Annotated in this window: 12 protein-coding genes; 11 read left to right on the forward strand and 1 reads right to left on the reverse strand. The window is 74.0% G+C overall.

Annotated features, from left to right (window positions below; all coding sequences use genetic code 11):
• Positions 1-579: 579 nt before the first annotated feature.
• From ACFCV8_RS13460 to ACFCV8_RS13510, 11 genes are all read left to right on the forward strand, one after another.
• Positions 580-2,187: an ABC transporter substrate-binding protein gene (locus ACFCV8_RS13460; protein WP_376685463.1), complete on the forward strand. Its 1,608-nt coding sequence runs from the start codon at positions 580-582 to the stop codon at positions 2,185-2,187.
• Complete coding sequence (locus tag ACFCV8_RS13465) at positions 2,187-3,173, forward strand: ABC transporter permease (protein WP_376685464.1); 987 nt, start codon at positions 2,187-2,189, stop codon at positions 3,171-3,173. The genes ACFCV8_RS13460 and ACFCV8_RS13465 overlap by 1 nt, the downstream gene beginning before the upstream one ends.
• Positions 3,174-3,175: 2 nt before the next feature.
• Entirely contained in the window at positions 3,176-5,077 is a 1,902-nt protein-coding gene (locus tag ACFCV8_RS13470) for a dipeptide/oligopeptide/nickel ABC transporter permease/ATP-binding protein (protein ID WP_376685465.1), read from the forward strand.
• Positions 5,074-5,847 carry an ABC transporter ATP-binding protein gene (locus ACFCV8_RS13475; protein ID WP_376685466.1) on the forward strand — a complete coding sequence of 258 codons (774 nt, stop codon included), beginning with the start codon at positions 5,074-5,076 and terminating at the stop codon, positions 5,845-5,847. Before ACFCV8_RS13470 ends, ACFCV8_RS13475 begins: the two co-directional genes overlap by 4 nt.
• Entirely contained in the window at positions 5,844-7,766 is a 1,923-nt protein-coding gene (locus ACFCV8_RS13480) for a S9 family peptidase (RefSeq protein WP_376685467.1), read from the forward strand. The genes ACFCV8_RS13475 and ACFCV8_RS13480 overlap by 4 nt, the downstream gene beginning before the upstream one ends.
• Before the next feature lie 24 nt (positions 7,767-7,790).
• Positions 7,791-9,161 carry a serine hydrolase domain-containing protein gene (locus ACFCV8_RS13485; protein ID WP_376685468.1) on the forward strand — a complete coding sequence of 457 codons (1,371 nt, stop codon included), beginning with the start codon at positions 7,791-7,793 and terminating at the stop codon, positions 9,159-9,161.
• 1 nt (position 9,162) lies between these two features.
• Positions 9,163-10,308, forward strand: coding sequence for a M20 family metallopeptidase (locus tag ACFCV8_RS13490; protein ID WP_376685469.1), 1,146 nt, complete (start codon positions 9,163-9,165; stop codon positions 10,306-10,308).
• The gene (locus tag ACFCV8_RS13495) at positions 10,305-11,162 is read left to right on the forward strand and encodes a GNAT family N-acetyltransferase (protein WP_376685470.1); all 858 of its coding nucleotides are present in this window, start codon (positions 10,305-10,307) and stop codon (positions 11,160-11,162) included. The genes ACFCV8_RS13490 and ACFCV8_RS13495 overlap by 4 nt, the downstream gene beginning before the upstream one ends.
• The gene (gene menC / locus ACFCV8_RS13500) at positions 11,159-12,265 is read left to right on the forward strand and encodes an o-succinylbenzoate synthase (RefSeq protein ID WP_376685471.1); all 1,107 of its coding nucleotides are present in this window, start codon (positions 11,159-11,161) and stop codon (positions 12,263-12,265) included. Before ACFCV8_RS13495 ends, menC begins: the two co-directional genes overlap by 4 nt.
• Before the next feature lie 64 nt (positions 12,266-12,329).
• On the forward strand, positions 12,330-13,928 hold the full coding sequence (locus tag ACFCV8_RS13505) for a PucR family transcriptional regulator (RefSeq protein ID WP_376685472.1): 1,599 nt from the start codon (positions 12,330-12,332) through the stop codon (positions 13,926-13,928).
• A 224-nt stretch (positions 13,929-14,152) separates the two neighbouring features.
• Positions 14,153-14,929 carry an alpha/beta hydrolase gene (locus ACFCV8_RS13510; protein WP_376685473.1) on the forward strand — a complete coding sequence of 259 codons (777 nt, stop codon included), beginning with the start codon at positions 14,153-14,155 and terminating at the stop codon, positions 14,927-14,929.
• Between the two features lie 147 nt (positions 14,930-15,076).
• Here the strand turns inward: ACFCV8_RS13510 and thpR are convergent, their stop codons facing one another.
• Complete coding sequence (gene thpR / locus ACFCV8_RS13515; protein WP_376685474.1) at positions 15,077-15,694, reverse strand: RNA 2',3'-cyclic phosphodiesterase; 618 nt, start codon at positions 15,692-15,694, stop codon at positions 15,077-15,079.
• Between the last annotated feature and the right edge of the window lie 30 nt (positions 15,695-15,724).

Raw genomic sequence — 15,724 nt, forward strand, 5'->3', positions numbered from 1 at the left:
CCCTCCCGGCGGACGGGCGCCCCGGCGTGCTGGGGCAGGCCCGACACGATGCCGCCCGGCACCGGCAGGGCCCCGGCCACCAGCTCACCGGCCATCGGGTACCGCACTTCGAGGAGCGCCGTACCGATGACCGGGAGACGGCCGGCACCTCACCCGCGCCGGCCCGGTCCGCGTCCCCCGGGGCGGGGCCGTGCGGCACCGGCCGCCCGGCGCGTTGGCCGACCAGGACGTACGGCACGGTGTCGACGACCGGTGTGACCGGGAAGGGGCAGCGGCCCTTGTCGGTGCGTATCCGCGGCAGGGCCGACCGCGGATGGAGGCGACCGTCCCGGTACGGGCCGCGGCGGCCCCGATCCCGTCCCCAGCACCGGCACCGGTGGCGAGGGGATGTGCGCTCCGGCCGGTTTCCCCGCGGCCGGGATTCCTCCGTCCGTGATCACCGGGTTCTTGCGTCCGTCTTCGGTGCGGCGCACCGTCGGGGGCCTTGTTTTTCGTGCGGCGCGACCAGTCGGAGCCGGTGCGGCGCTGCCTACTGTTCCTTCACTCGGCGGCGGAGCGCCGCTCCTTGGGAGGTGGACCATGGCCGGCACCGCAGGCGCGGGGAGAAGGAACGGAAGGGCCCGCGGGGCCCGGACGGCGGCATCGGTGGTCACGGTGCTCGGTCTGGTCGGCGCCGTGTCCGCGTGCGGCGGCGCGTCCGTCGGCGGTGGTGGCGGGTCGGCGGTCACGGTGGCCGTCGCCGCTGACCCCGGCAGCCTCAGCCCCACCACGGCACTGGCCAGCACCGCGCTGGCGATGAACTCCTTCGCGTACGACACGCTCGTGCATCTGGACGCCGGGGGTTCGCCGGTGCCGGGGGTGGCCGAGAAGTGGTCCGCGACGACCACCTCGGCGACGTTCACCATCCGCCCCGGGGTCACCTGTGAGGACGGTTCGGCGCTCACCGCCGGGGACGTGGCCGCCGAGTACAACCACATCGCCGACCCGGGGAACCGGTCGCCGATGCTCGGCCTCTCCGTTCCCGTCACCGCTGTGGCCAGGGCGGACGAGGCGGCCCGGACGGTGACCGTCACCACCACGAAGCCCGCCCCGTTCATCGTGCAGATGGCCCGGATGCTGCCGCTGGTGTGCGAGGAGAGCCTGGCGAAGCCGGCCGCACTGGCCAGGGCCACCAACGCGAGCGGCCCCTACCGGCTTGCCGAGGCGGTGCCGGGTGACCACTACACCTACGTCAAGCGGGACGGATACGGCTGGGGGCCCGGCGGGTCCACCGGGGCGGGTCTGCCCGGCAAGGTCGTGGTCAAGGTGGTGTCCAACGAGTCGACGGCCGCCAATCTCCTGATGGCCGGTCAGATCAATGTCGCCCTTGTCAACGGTGCCGACCAGGACCGGCTGGACGCCGCCGGGGTGAGGTACCGGAGCCTGGAGTCGCTGTTCGGGCAGCTGCTGTTCAACCAGGCGGCCGGCCGGCCGACCGCCGATCCCGCGGTGCGCAGGGCCCTGGTCTCCGTGCTGGACCTGAAGCAGCTGGGCAGCGTCGCCACCGGCGGGAAGGGCAGAGCACCGACCCGTACGGGCGAGATCGCCCCCACCCCCTGCACCGGCGACACGGTCGGCGGCAACCTCCCCGCCCACGATCCGGCGAAGGCGGCCGCCGTGCTCACCGCGGCCGGCTGGACGAAGAGCGGCGGCACCTGGACCAGGGACGGCAGGGCGCTCACCGTCGGGCTCGGCTACGCGGCCAACCTGGGTCCGCAGGTCGCCTCGGCGGTCGAGCTGGCCGTCCAGCAGTGGACGTCCTTCGGTGTGCGGGCGACGGCGGAGCCCACCGGGTCCGGCAGCATCGTCGGCGTCCTCGGCGGCGGCGACTGGGACATCGCCTGGGCGCCCATCGGGGTCACGCTTCCCGACCAGCTCGTCCAGTTCTACGACGGTCCGCCACCACCGAAGGGCAACAACTTCGGTTCCGTCGCCAACCCCGACTACCGCCGACTCACCGCCGAGGCGGCCGCCAGGCCCGGCGCCGCGGGCTGCGCCCTGTGGGACGCGGCCGAGGCCGCCCTGGTCGAGCGTGTCGACGTCGCGCCGTTCGTCAGCAAGGCCAGCCGGTACTACGCGAAGGGCGTCACCTTCGAGGTGGACGGCAGCGGCATCGTCCCGAGCACCCTGCGCCGGAGCGCCGGCTGATGGCGGCGATCGCCCCGAACTCCCTGGCCGCGCGGGTCCGCAGCCCCTGGACCGGATTCGTCCTGCGCCGCACCTGGCGGCTGCTGGTCTCACTCGCCGCGCTGGTCACGGCCGCGTTCGCGATGATCCACCTGATCCCGGGCGACCCGGTCCGGGCGGCTCTCGGCACCACCGCCGACCCGGGCCTGGTCCAGGCCCGCAGGGAGTCGCTGGGCCTGGACCAGCCGTTGCTGAAGCAGTACGGCGACTTCGTCGGCGATCTCCTCCGGGGGCGGCTGGGCGATTCGATCGGCGCCCAGGTGCCGGTGTCCGAGATCATCTCCGGCCGGCTCCCGGCCACCTTGCAGATCGCCGTCCTCGCGTTCGTGCTGATCCTGCTGATCGCCGTGCCCGTCGGCATGACCGCCGCGGTGCTGACCAAGGACGGCCGCAGACGGCGCGGTGAACTCGCCTTCACGGGGGTCACCGGACTCCTGGGCGCGGTGCCGGAGTTCCTGCTGGCGGTGGGCCTGATCGCGGCGTTCGCGGTGGCCTGGCCGCTCTTCCCGGTCGCCTCCCGGGCCGGTGCGGACTCCTACGTACTGCCGGTGCTGGCCCTGACACTCGTACCGGCGGCCTCGCTGTCGCGCATCGTCCGCGTGGAGACGCTGCGGGTGCTCGGCGAGGACTACATGCGGACCGCGCGGGCGAAGCGGCTCCCGGCCCGGCTGCGCTATCTGCGGCACGCGCTGCCCAACCTGCTGACCTCCTCGCTCACTCTGGGCGGTCTGCTCCTCAGCTCGCTGCTCGCCGGCACCGTGCTGGTCGAGAACGTCTTCGCCTGGCCCGGCCTCGGCACCACGATCGTCCAGGCGATCACCGAGAAGGACTATCCGCTGGTCCAGGGCGTGGTGCTGGTCTACGGGGCGGCCGCGCTGCTGATCACTTTCGTCGTCGACGTGGCCGTGGCCGCCGCCGACCCCCAGTCCACCGTCCGCGGGAGTTGACGATGCCTCATCACGACCATGACAGCTCGCTGCGGCACCGGCTCGGGCGCACCCTGCGGACACCGGTCGGTGTCACCGCGCTCATCGCCTGCCTGCTGGTCGCGTCGGTCGCCGTTCTCGGTCCCGTGCTGCTCGGAGACCGGGCGGCGCGGATCGACACGGACGCGATCAACCAGGGCAGCAGCGCCGCCCATCTGCTGGGTACGGACCAGCTGGGCCGGGACATCGCCGCCCGCGTGGTGGTGGCGACCCGGCTGACCCTTCGGCTGACCCTGCTGGCCGCGGTGATCGGCGTCGGCGGCGGGCTGCTGCTCGGCGTCGCCCCGGCGGTCGTGGGCCGGCGCGCGGGCCGGCTGATCACCGCGGTCGTCGGGGTGCTGGTGGCCTTTCCGGGCCTGCTGTTCCTGCTGTTCCTCGCCACGGTCTTCGGGGTGGGCACCACCGGGGCGGTGTTCGCCGTGGGGCTGGCCATGGTCCCGCCGATGGCGCGGCTGGTGCAGAACCTGACGGCGTCGGTCGCGGGCTCCGACTATGTGGCGGCGGCCCGGATCCTCGGCGTGGGCCGGTTCAGGATGGTGGTGCGTCATCTGCTGCCCAACATCGCCGAGCCGTCGGTGCTGTTCGCCGCCCAGGCGACCGGCGGCGTCCTGGTCGCCTTCTCGGGCCTCTCCTTCCTCGGGCTCGGCGTGCAGCCGCCGCAGTACGACTGGGGGCGGCTGCTCAACGAGCAGCTGAACCGCGTCTTCGTGAACCCGGCGGCCGCCCTGGCGCCCGGCGCGGCCGTCGTGCTGACGGGGCTGATGTTCGGCCTGGTGGGCGAGGTGTTCGCACAGGCCGGTGGCCGGCGGGCGCCGCGGGCGGAGGAACCGGTACCGCCGTCGCTTCCGCCGGCTGCCGGGGAAGCGGCCGCCGGCGGCGACGGCGGGGTCCTGGTCCGGGCGCGCGATCTGCGGGTGACGTTCCCCGGCGGGCGGCAGGCCGTACGCGGGGTGTCGCTGGACATCGGCGCGGGCGAGGCCGTCGGCCTGGTCGGTGAGTCGGGGTCCGGCAAGAGCCTGAGCGCGCTGGCGCTCGCGGACCTGGTTCCCCACCCGGGCCGGGTCTCGGCCGGCACCCTCCGCTTCGACGGCGACGACCTGCGGGCGGACCCGCGGCTCGGCACCGAACTCGCCATGGTCTTCCAGGACCCGATGGCTTCGCTGAACCCCGCCCTCCGGGTGGGCCGCCAGCTCGCCGAGGTGGCCGAGGTGCACCTGGGTGCGAGCCGCGCCCGGGCCGCGGCACGCGCCGTCGAGCGGCTCGGCGCCGTCCGTATCACCGCACCGGAGCGCCGCGCCCGGCAGCGGCCGCACGAGTACTCCGGCGGGATGCGGCAGCGGGCCGTCATCGCGATGGGGCTGATGGGAAAGCCGAAGCTGATCATCGCCGACGAGCCCACCACGGCGCTCGACACGGTGGTCCAGCGACAGGTCCTCGGCCTGCTCGCCGAGGTCCGCGAGGAGTCCGGCGCCGCGCTGCTGCTGATCTCCCACGACCTCGCGGTCGTCGCCCAGGTCTGTGAACGGGTCCTGGTGATGTACGCGGGTCTGATCGTGGAGGACCTTCCGGTCGCCGAACTGCTCGGCGGCGGTGCCGCCCACCCGTACACCCGGGCACTGGTCGGGGCGGCCCTGACCATGACCACCGACCCCGGCAGGGAACTGGCGACCATCCCCGGCCGGCCGCCGGAGCCCGGGGAGACCGGTACGGGGTGCGCGTTCGCCCCGCGCTGCGAACGCGCCCGGGAGCGCTGCCACGACGACACCCCCGGGCTGACGGACCTCGGGGCGGGGCGGCAGGTCGCCTGCTGGTACCCGGCCGGGCCGGCCGCGGCCATCTCACACACGGCGGAGGCGACGTCATGAGCTCACTCGAACTGCGCGGGATCACGGTCCGCTACGGCCGCTTCACCGCCGTCGAGGACGTCGGCCTGCTGGTGCCGGAAGGCACGGTGACCGGGCTGGTGGGCGGGTCCGGGTCGGGGAAGTCGACCCTCGCCAGGGCTGTCGTGGGGCTGGCCCCGGTGCGGTCGGGGCGCGTGCTGGTCGACGGGAGCGACGTCACGCGCCGGCGCGGGCGCAGCCCTGTGCAGCTGGTGTTCCAGAACCCGTACGCCTCGCTCGACCCCCGCATGACGGTCGGTGCTTCGGTGGCCGAGGCGCTGTCGGGCGGGGCGGCCGGGCGCCGCTCTCCTGTCCGCGAGCGCCGCGCGGCACGCGACGCCGAGGTGGGGCGCTGCCTGGAGCTCGTCGGCCTCGATCCCTCCCGTGCCGTGCTCACCCCGGACGCCCTCTCCGGCGGTCAGCGCCAACGGGTGGCGCTGGCCAGGGCCCTGGCCGCCCGGCCCGCCGTGCTGATCGCGGACGAGATCACCTCGGCCCTGGACGTCTCCGTCCAGGGTGCGGTGCTCAATCTGCTGCGCCGCCTCCAGCGCGAACTGGGCTTCGCGATGCTCTTCGTCTCCCACGACCTCGCGGTCGTCCGCCACCTCTGCGACCGGGTCGCCGTGATGGACGGCGGGCGCCTCGTCGAATGCGGCCCGGCCGAACGGGTGCTGGCGCACCCGGAGCATCCGGTGACCCGCGAACTCATCTCCTGCGTACCCGGACTCGCCCTCGCCGAGGAGGCGTCATGACCCGACCGCTGACGATCGATGACCTGTACCGGTTCGAGATCCCCGGTGATCCCGCGCTGTCCCCCGACGGGGAACGTGTCGCGTACACCCTGACCACGCAGGATGCCGGGAACGACCGGGTGGTCCGCTCGATCTGGGAGGTGGGCGGCGGGGGCGGCCCGGCCCGGCGCCTCACCCGCGGCCCGGCGGACACCGCGCCGCGCTGGTCCCCGGACGGGGCGCGGCTGGCGTTCCTGCGCGCGGGTCAGCTCCATCTGCTGTCCGCCGGCGGGGAGGAGGCCGTGCCGCTCACCACTCCGGCCGGCTGTCCGGCCGGGGCGGGTGTCCCGGTCTGGAGCCCGGACGGGTCGCGCATCGCCTTCGCCGCTCCCGAGGCGTATCGCGCGGACAGCGCACCGGTGGTCATCGGTGCGCTGGGCTGGAAGGCGGACGGGGCGGGCCTGACCGGGTCGGTCCGGACCCAGCTGTTCGTGGTGGAGGTGGCGTCGGGTGAGGTCGTACAGCTCACGCACGGCGACCGGCACGTCGGCCTGCCGAGCTGGTCGCCCGACGGCACCCGTCTCGCCTACCCGGCGCAGACCACGCCGGACTCGGCCGTTTTCGGTCCCTCGGCCGCCCATGTCGTCGGGGTCGGGGAGAACGCGTGCGAGCCCTTCCGGGTCGGGCCCGCCGATGGTCTGGCCGGTCCGGTGGGCTGGTTTCCCGACGGGTCCGCGCTGCTCGTCGTCGGCCGTGTCTCGTTCGGCGTCGGTCACCAGGAGCTGCTGCGCCAGCCGCTGGACGGCTCCGCGCCGGTGTCGCTCAGCGCCGCGCTGGACCGCAACGTCATGGGCGGCGGTCCCGGATACCCGGGCGCGCTCCCGCAGTTCCACGGCGACGACATCGTCTTCTGCGCCCGCGACCGGGGCGCGACGCGGCTGTACCGGGTGGGTGCGGACGGGATCAGTGCCTCTCCGCTGCCCGCCGGCACCGGGGTCAGCGGCTGCTCGGTCGTGAGCGGGGCGGGGCGGGCGGCGGTCGTGGTCTGCGACGCGGAGCGGTTCGCCGAGGTCGTGCTGCTGGACCTGGACGCCTGGGACGACGGGGCGCCGGGGCGGCCCGGGTGGCTCACCGGCCACATGGCCCGGTCGCTTCCGGGGGTCGCCCTCCACCCGGTCACCGAACGCGAGTTCCGCATCGCGGACGGCACGGTCGTGCACGGCATGATCACCTGCGCAGCCGGCACTCCCCCGGGCGGTCCGCTCCTGGTCGATGTGCACGGCGGTCCGCACAACGCCTGGGCCCCGCACTCCGACCCGGTCCATCTCTACCACCAGGAACTGGCCTCGCGGGGCTGGAGGATCCTCACGCTCAACGTCCGTGCCAGCGACGGCTACGGCGAGGCGCACTACACCGCCGCCGTGGGCGCCTGGGGCGAGACGGACGAGCAGGACGTCCTGCAGCCGGTCGCCGCCCTGGTCGAGGAGGGGCTCGCCGACCCGGACCGGATCGCCCTCACCGGCTACAGCTACGGCGGCTATCTGAGCTGCTGGCTGTCCACCCGCACCGATCTGTTCGCCGCCGTCGTCCCGGGCGGGGTCCTGGTCGATCTGAGGAGCATGGCCGGCACCTCCGAGGAGGGCCATCTGATCGCCGAGCACGAGATCGGCGATCCGGCGCGGGTGGCGGAGCTCTCGCCGCTCGGCCGTGCCGACGCCGTGTGCGCCCCCACCCTGATCCTGCACGGCGGTGCGGACGCCACCTGCCCGGTCGGCCAGGCCGAGCAGTGGTTCCACGCGCTGCGCACCAGGCACGTACGGGCCCAGCTGGTCGTTTACCCCGGCAGCTCCCATCTCTTCCTCCTGGACGGCCGGCCCTCGCACCGGGAGGACTACTCCCGAAGGCTCGTCGACTGGGTCACCACGCACACCAACCGCTGAACGAAACGGAAATCGGAGCACGGCATGACCGAAACCACCGAGCTGTCGGACCGCTGGACCGCCCGGCTCACCGAACTCGCCGCCCGCCACCGCGTACCCGGTGCCGGCCTCGCGGTCCTGCACCGGGGCGAGATCGTCGCCGAGACCGCCGTCGGTCTCGCCAACACCGAGGCCGGGATCGGGGCGAGTACCGACACCCTCTTCCAGATCGGCTCGATCTCCAAGGTCTGGACGGCCACGGTGGCCATGGCCCTGGTCGACGAGGGCGTACTCGGCCTGGACACCCCCGTCGTCTCCGTGCTCCCCGAACTACGCCTGGCCAATGAGGAGTTGACCAAGGGTCTGACTCTCCGGCACCTGCTGACCCACACCAGTGGCATCGACGGCGATCTCTTCACCGACACCGGGCGGGGCGACGACTGCCTGGAGAAGTACGTCGCGCTGCTGGGCGGCACCGCCCCCAACCACCCGCTGGGCGCCACCATGTCGTACTGCAACGCGGGCTTCACCCTGCTCGGCCGGGTGCTGGAGGTCGTCACCGGCGTCCAGTGGGACGAGCTGATGCGCGAGCGCCTGTACCGGCCGCTCGGCCTGACGCACACCGCGACCCTGCCGGAGGAGGTGCTGCGTTTCCGCGCCGCCATCGGGCACCTGGGCAGCCCGCCCGCGCAGACACCCATGTGGGGGCTGATGCGCTCGGCCGGGCCGGCCGGGCTGATCTGCTCCACACCGCGCGAGGTGCTGGAGTTCGCCCGGCTGCACCTCGCCGAGGGGGTCACCGCGGACGGCACCAGGATCCTCTCCGAGGGGTCCGTCGCCGCCATGCAGACCCCGCAGGTCGAGCTGCCCGACCCGTACGTCCTGGGCAATGCCTGGGGGCTCGGCTGGTTCCTGGACACCTGGGACGGGCAGCGGGTGTACGGGCACGACGGCGGCACGATCGGGCAGAACGCCTACCTGCGGGTCCTGCCCGGGTCCGATCTGGCGATCTGCCTGCTCACCAACGGCGGCGACACCTCCGCCCTGTACCGGGACGTGTTCGGGGAGATCGTCCGGGAGCTGGCCGGGGTGACGATGCGCGCCGGCATCGAACCCGCGGCCGGACCGGTGGCGGTGGACCCGGCCGACCACGTCGGCGTGTACCAGCGGCTCTCCAGCCGGGTGGAGATCGTGGAACGGGACGGCGGTCTGGTGATGCTGGACCGGATCACCGGCCCCCTGGCCGCACTGGCTCCCGAGACGGAGTCGGAGTACGAGCTGCACCCCGTCGAGCCGGGAGTGTTCGTCGTGCGGCGGCCGGGGTTCGACCGCTGGGTCCCGGTCGTGTTCTACACGCTCGACGACGGCACCCCGTACCTCCACCACGGTGGCCGGGCCACCCCCAAGGTGGGCTGACATGACCGCGATCACCACGGCCCTGGAGGCCGGGCTGCCGGGGCTGCTGGCCGACATCGGGGAGCTGGTCCGCGCCGAGTCGCCCAGCGAGGACCTGGCCGCGGTCGCCGGCTGCGCCCGGGTCGTCGCCGGGATCGGCACCCGGCTGACCGGTGCGGCGCCCGAGTGGGTGGACGGCTCGGGGCGGCCCGCCCTGCGCTGGCGCTTCGGCTCCGGCGACCGGGTGCTGCTGCTCGGCCACTTCGACACGGTGTGGCCGGTGGGTTCCCTGGCCCGGCACCCCTTCGAGGTGGCCGGCGGGCGGCTCACCGGACCCGGCTGCTTCGACATGAAAGCCGGTGTGGTGCAGCTGTTCCACGCCCTTTCGGTGCTGGACGACCTGGACGGGGTCTCGGTGCTGCTGACCGGCGACGAGGAGATCGGCGCCCCGTCCTCGCGCACCCTCATCGAGGACGAGGCCCGGCGGACCGGTGCCGTGCTCGTCCTGGAGGCGAGCGAGGACGGCGCGCTGAAGACCGCGCGGAAGGGGATGTCCGGCTACGAACTGACCGTCGCCGGGCGTGCCGCGCACGCCGGTCTGGAACCTCACAAGGGCGTCAACACCACCGTCGAACTCGCCCACCAGGTCCTCGCGTTGTCCGCCCTCGCCGACCCGGCGGCCGGCACCACCGTGACACCGACCGTGGCCTCTTCCGGCACCACCCGCAACACGGTGCCGGCCACGGCCCGGCTGATGGTCGACGTACGCGTGGCCACGGCCACCGAACAGGGCCGGGTGGACCGCGCCGTGCACGCTCTCCCACCGGTCCTGGACGGTGCCTCGCTCACCTTCTCGGGCGGCCCGGACCGGCCGCCGCTGCCGGCGAGCGCGTCGGCCGGGCTGTTCGAACTCGCCCGGGGCCACTACGCGGAGCTGGGCTTCGGCCCGCTGCGCGGCGTGGCGGTCGGCGGTGCCTCCGACGGCAACCTCACCGCCGGAGTGGGCGCCCCCACGCTCGACGGCCTGGGCGCCGTGGGCGGCGGGGCGCACGCGGACGACGAGCACGTGGTCGTCGCGGAACTGCCCCGCCGCGCGGCACTCGTGGCCGGCCTGGTGGCCTCGCTGCTGCGCGGGGCGCCGGCCGCCCCCGGCCGGGTGACGCCGTGAACGGTGCGCGGACGGACACCGCGACGGCCGCCGCGGAGCTGGCCGCACGGCGGGCGGGCGTCACCATCCGGGAGCTGCACGGGCTGGACGAGATGCACGAGGCGTGCCGGGTACTGGACCGGATCTGGCGGCCCGATCCCGAAAGGCCGCTGATCACCCCGGAGCTGCTGCGGGTCTTCGCGCACTGTGGCAGCTATGTCGCCGGGGTCTTCCAAGGCGACCGGATGGCCGGATTCTGCCTGGGTTTCCTGGCCAGTGCCGGGCTGCACTCGCACATCGCCGGGGTGGACGGCGGCATCCGGGGCCGCAACGTGGGCTTCGCGGTCAAACAGCACCAGCGGGCCTGGGCCCTGGAGCGCTCCATCTCCACCGTCACCTGGACCTTCGACCCGCTGATCAGCCGCAACGCCTACTTCAACCTGGCCAAGCTGGGCGCGGAACCGAGCGAGTACCTGGCCGACTTCTACGGGGTCATGCGGGACGAGGTCAACGCCGGGGCCGAGACGGACCGGCTCATGGTGCGCTGGGAGCTGGCCGGCGAGCACGCCGTCGCATCCGCCGCGGGCAGGCCCCGCGTCGTCAGCGCCGACGGGGCGGGAGCCCGCACGGTGGTGGCACTGGACGCCGCGCCCGGCGGCCGCCCGGTCGTCGGGCGGCAGGACGGCGACACCGTCCTGGTCAAGATCCCCGCCGAGGCGGAGGAACTGCGCCGGACCGACCCGTCCCTGGCCCGCGAGTGGCGGTACGCGCTGCGCGAGGTGCTCGGCGGGCTGATGGCCGAGGGACACACCGTCACCGGATTCACCCGGGACGGCTGGTACGTGATCGACAGACGTCAGGAGAATCAGGCATGAAGCTCGCAGGGGTGGAACTGCGCCGGATCGCGATGCCGCTGGTCGCGCCCTTCCGGACCTCGTTCGCCACGATGACCACCCGGGAGATCCTGCTGGTCAGGGTCGAGACCGAGGACCACGAGGGCTACGGCGAATGCGTCACCATGGCCGATCCGCTGTACTCCTCGGAGTACACGGCGGGCGCCGCGGACGTGCTGCGCCGCTATTTCGTGCCCGCCCTCGCCGCCCTGCCGGCGCTCGACCCGTGGGCGGTCGCCCCGGCGCTGGCCGCGTTCAAGGGCCACCGGATGGCGAAGGCCGCGCTGGAGACGGCGGTCCTCGACGCCTGGCTGCGCTCCCACGGCCTGTCGATGGGCCAGTGGCTGGGGGCGACGGCCGAACGGGTGCCGGCCGGGGTGTCGGTCGGCATCATGGACTCGGTCCCGGCCCTGCTCGACGCCGTCGACGGCTATCTCGCCGAGGGGTATCTGCGGATCAAGCTGAAGATCGAACCCGGCTGGGACCTGGCACCCGTGCGCGCGGTCCGGGAGCGCTTCGGCGACGATGTGCAGCTCCAGGTGGACGCCAACACCGCGTACACCCTCGCCGACGCCGACCGGCTCGCCCGGCTCGACCCGTACGGGCTGCTGCTGATCGAGCAGCCCCTGGACGAGGAGGACGTCCGGGGCCATGCGGAACTCGCCCGCCGGGTCCGCACCCCGATCTGCCTGGACGAGTCCATCGTGTCCGCCCGTTCGGCGGCCGACGCCATCGCGATGGGCGCCTGCTCGGTGATCAACATCAAGCCGGGGCGGGTCGGCGGCTATCTGGAGGCCCGGCGGATCCACGACGTGTGCGCCGCCAACGGCGTTCCCGTCTGGTGCGGGGGGATGCTGGAGACCGGTCTCGGCCGTGCCGCCAACGTGGCCCTCGCCGCGCTGCCCGGCTTCACCCTGCCCGGTGACACGTCCGCCTCCGACCGGTACTACCGGACCGACATCACCGAGCCGTTCACGCTGCGCGACGGCTGTCTGGACGTGCCCCGCGGGCCCGGCATCGGGATCTCCCCGGTCCCCGGGCGACTGGCCGAGGTGACCGAATCGACGGAATGGATCGGCCGATGACGGGCACCGGCCCCGGGCCGTCCGCCCCCGTCGCGGGCGGTCCCCGACCGACTGCCGCGTGCTGATGGCGGAACAGTCACGGGCCGTCCTGGGCCGGATCCTCAGCGATCTCGGGTCGACGCTGATCGAGGTGGTGGCCGGGGAGGCCGACCCGGCCCGCACCGTCACCGGGGTGCTGATCCAGGACCCCCTGGACGAACCGGCGAGGCTGCCCGGCGCGGTGGTGCTCGGTGTCGGTGTGTACGGCGCCGGGCCGGTCGCCGCCCTGGTCGACACGGCCGCCGGGCTCGGCGCGGCGGCCGTGGTGGTCCGCTCCCCGGTGCAGGTGGACGGACCCGTGTCCGAGGCGGCGGCCCGCACCGGCGTGACCGTGCTGGGTCTGACCCCCGGGGCGTCCTGGGCGCAGGTGGCCGCGCTGCTGCGGTCGCTGCTCGCGGTCGACGAACTGGGCACGGTGGGCGGTCCGGACGAGGCCGACGGTGCCGAGCCGCTCGCCGGTGACCTGTTCGCCCTGGCCAACGCGACGGCCGGGCTGCTGGACGGCCCGGTCACCGTGGAGGACCGCGGCGGCCGGGTGCTGGCCTTCTCCAGCCGGCAGGACGAGGCCGACCGGGACCGGATCGCGACCGTACTGGACCGTCAGGTGCCCGCCGAGAAGCTGCGCGCGCTGGAGGAACTCGGCGCCTTCCAGGCCCTGTACCGCAGGGAGGAACCCGTCTATGTGGACGGCATCGCGGACAAGCCCCGGGTCGCGATCGCCGTCCGCGCGGGCGGCGAGATCCTCGGCTCGATCTGGGTCGTGGTCGACGGACCGCTGAACGCGGACCGGACCCAGGCCCTCCATGAGGCGGCGAAGGTGGCCGCCCTGCATCTGCTGCGCCGCCGCTCCGGTGCGGACGCCGAACGCCGGCTGCGCGCCGATCTGCTCGCCACCGTCCTGGAGGGCGGCACGCACGCGCCGCAGGCCGCCGTCCGCCTCGGCCTTTCCGCGCAGCCCGCCTGCGTGCTGGCGCTCGCGGTGACCGGCGAGCAGTACGAACCCGACCGGGTGGCCGCGGGCCACCGCGCCGCCGAGGCGCTCGCCCTCCACCTGGCCGCGATCCACCCCCGCACCGCCGCGGCCGCCCTCGGCCAGGTCACCTACGCGGTCCTGCCCACCAGTTCGGACGAGCAGGCGCTGCGGGTCGCCGAGGCGTTCCTCGGCCGGATCGGCGGCCGGGTGCCCGCCGTCATCGGGGTCGGCCGGCTGGCCGCCCGCCCGGTGGAGCTGCGCCGCTCGCGTGCCGACGCGGACCGTGCGCTGCGGGTCCTCGGCTCCGGCCGCACCCGGCGCAGGGCCGCCCGGCTGTCGGACGTCTACGCCGCCTCGCTGCTGGAGGAGCTGACGGACCGGATGGCCGCCGAGGACGATCTGCCGGACGGTCCCGTCATACGGCTGCTCGCCTACGACGCCGAGCACGGCACGGCCCTCACCGGGACCCTGGACGCCTGGCTGAGCACCTTCGGCGACGTGGCCGCCGCCGCTGCCGCCGTGCACGTCCATCCCAACACCTTCCGCTACCGCCTCAAGCGGCTGGCCTCGGTCGCGGACATCGATCTCGGCGACCCGGAGGCGAGGTTCGAAGCGATGCTGCAGCTGCGGCTGAGACCGCCGCGTTCCTGAGGCGGGCCGGTCCGTCTCCGTGGCCCCTGCCGCGAAGACCCCGCGGGAACCGTTTGGCGGACGGGGGCCGGCCCCTGCTAGGTTTCCGGAGGCCGTGCGAGAGACCGAGGAGGTGGTACCCGTGAACACAGTATCGACATGGGTGCTCTCCTTCGGGGTCACGGTCGGGCGATAAACGGGTCGTCCGGGAGCGCCGTTCCAGTGCACTCCCGAAAGGCACGACCATGCATTTCACTTCCCGGCAACGTCTCGACGACGGTGTCCTCGAACGGGAATTCTCCTTCGACGGGATTCCCGGCATCCTGTGGACGCCCGAAACCGCTTCCGCTTCCGCGCCCGTGCCGCTGATCCTGCTCGGCCACCCCACGCTCGGGCTGCGCAGGATGTACCCCCGGCTGCTGGACCGGGCCCGGCACTGCGCGGCGGAGGGTTTCGCCACGGCCACCATCGAGCTCCCCGGATGCGGCGACCGGCCAGGCCTGCCCGCCCTCGACCGGGCCCGCGCCGACCTGCGCCGGGCGATGCGGGCCGGCGAGCCGGTCGGCGACGGGATCGTCGACTCCCTCGTTCTCCCGCTGGTCGACAGGGCGGTCCCGGAGTGGCAGGCCGCGCTGGACGCCTTCCTGTCGCTTCCTGAGATCGGCGGTCCGGTCGGGTACTCGGGCGGTGTGATCTCCATCGGCATCCGGCTGGCGGTGGTCGAGCCGCGCATCGTCGCCGCCGGTCTGTTCGCGGGGAGTCTCGTGCCTCGCGTCATGTTCGAGGAGGCCCGGCAGGTCACTGTTCCGCTGCATGTCCTGCTGCAGTGGGACGACGAGGGCAACGACCGGCAGGCGGCCCTGGACCTGTTCGACGCCTTCGGTTCCAAGGAGAAGTCCCTGCACGCCAATATGGGCGGTCACACCGGCGTCCCGCAGTTCGCGGGGGATGTGGCGGCCCGGTTCTTCGCACGGCACCTGAAGCCGGGCCGGGCCGCCGGGCCGGCGGCGGGCGGCAGTTGATGCCGGTGGCGTACCGCTCGTCGGCGGCGGGTCCCGGCTCTCCGTGACCGTTTGCGCCGCGGCCCCTGCCGGATTCCCGGCAGGGGCCCGTGCCGCCGCGTGCCCGACGGCCGAAGGGAGACGGGCGCCCGCGTACGAGGCCGCGGGTCAGCCGTGCGCGGGGCGCTGATCCGGTACCGGCGGGTTCCCGTCGCCGAGGGGCCATGCCTCGATGTCGCGGTAGTGGATCGGGCCCCGGCTGCGGCCGGCGTTGCTCCCTACCAGGTGCAGACGTTCGGTGTGCCATGGACGACCGGTGAATCCGGCGAGACTTTCGGCGATCTCTCCCGCCGAGGACCGGTCTCCCCGGCGGGCACGGGCCAGTGTCAGGTGGGGCCGCAGGGGCCGTTCCTCGAAGGCGACACCACAGTTCCTGACGGCGGTGCGCACCTCGGCGGCGAGGGTGTGCAGTCCGTCCAGGTCTCCGTCGATTCCGCTCCAGAGCACCCGGTCGTCGAAGTTCCCGCTGCCGCGCAGTGCCAGGCGGAGCGGCCGGTGGGCCGCCGCGAGGCCGGCGAGGGGCGGGCGCAGCGACGGGACCGTCCCGGTGGGGAGTTCTCCGAGGAACGCCAGGGTGATGTGCCAGTCCTCGATGCGGTTCCACCGCATCTGGGGGTGGGTGTCGTAGGCGGGGCGCAGTTCCCGGGCCAGTTCCGCCTTCGCGTGGTCGGGCGGGGCGAGCGCGATGAACACGCGGACGGTCGCGGGTCGGGTCTGATCGTTCACACCGGACTTCGTACCGCACCCGGTGGCGGG

Origin of the sequence: Streptomyces sp. NPDC056347 (assembly GCF_042262625.1) — a bacterium.
Classification (GTDB): Bacteria; Actinomycetota; Actinomycetes; order Streptomycetales; family Streptomycetaceae; genus Streptomyces.

What these genes read in the sequence shown, in the direction of transcription:
- ACFCV8_RS13460 (WP_376685463.1), top strand. Translation starts at nt 580, where the DNA reads ATGGCCGGCACCGCAGGCGCGGGGAGAAGGAACGGAAGGGCCCGCGGG.
- ACFCV8_RS13465 (WP_376685464.1), top strand. Translation starts at nt 2,187, where the DNA reads ATGGCGGCGATCGCCCCGAACTCCCTGGCCGCGCGGGTCCGCAGCCCC.
- ACFCV8_RS13470 (WP_376685465.1), top strand. Translation starts at nt 3,176, where the DNA reads ATGCCTCATCACGACCATGACAGCTCGCTGCGGCACCGGCTCGGGCGC.
- ACFCV8_RS13475 (WP_376685466.1), top strand. Translation starts at nt 5,074, where the DNA reads ATGAGCTCACTCGAACTGCGCGGGATCACGGTCCGCTACGGCCGCTTC.
- ACFCV8_RS13480 (WP_376685467.1), top strand. Translation starts at nt 5,844, where the DNA reads ATGACCCGACCGCTGACGATCGATGACCTGTACCGGTTCGAGATCCCC.
- ACFCV8_RS13485 (WP_376685468.1), top strand. Translation starts at nt 7,791, where the DNA reads ATGACCGAAACCACCGAGCTGTCGGACCGCTGGACCGCCCGGCTCACC.
- ACFCV8_RS13490 (WP_376685469.1), top strand. Translation starts at nt 9,163, where the DNA reads ATGACCGCGATCACCACGGCCCTGGAGGCCGGGCTGCCGGGGCTGCTG.
- menC (WP_376685471.1), top strand. Translation starts at nt 11,159, where the DNA reads ATGAAGCTCGCAGGGGTGGAACTGCGCCGGATCGCGATGCCGCTGGTC.
- ACFCV8_RS13505 (WP_376685472.1), top strand. Translation starts at nt 12,330, where the DNA reads ATGGCGGAACAGTCACGGGCCGTCCTGGGCCGGATCCTCAGCGATCTC.
- ACFCV8_RS13510 (WP_376685473.1), top strand. Translation starts at nt 14,153, where the DNA reads ATGCATTTCACTTCCCGGCAACGTCTCGACGACGGTGTCCTCGAACGG.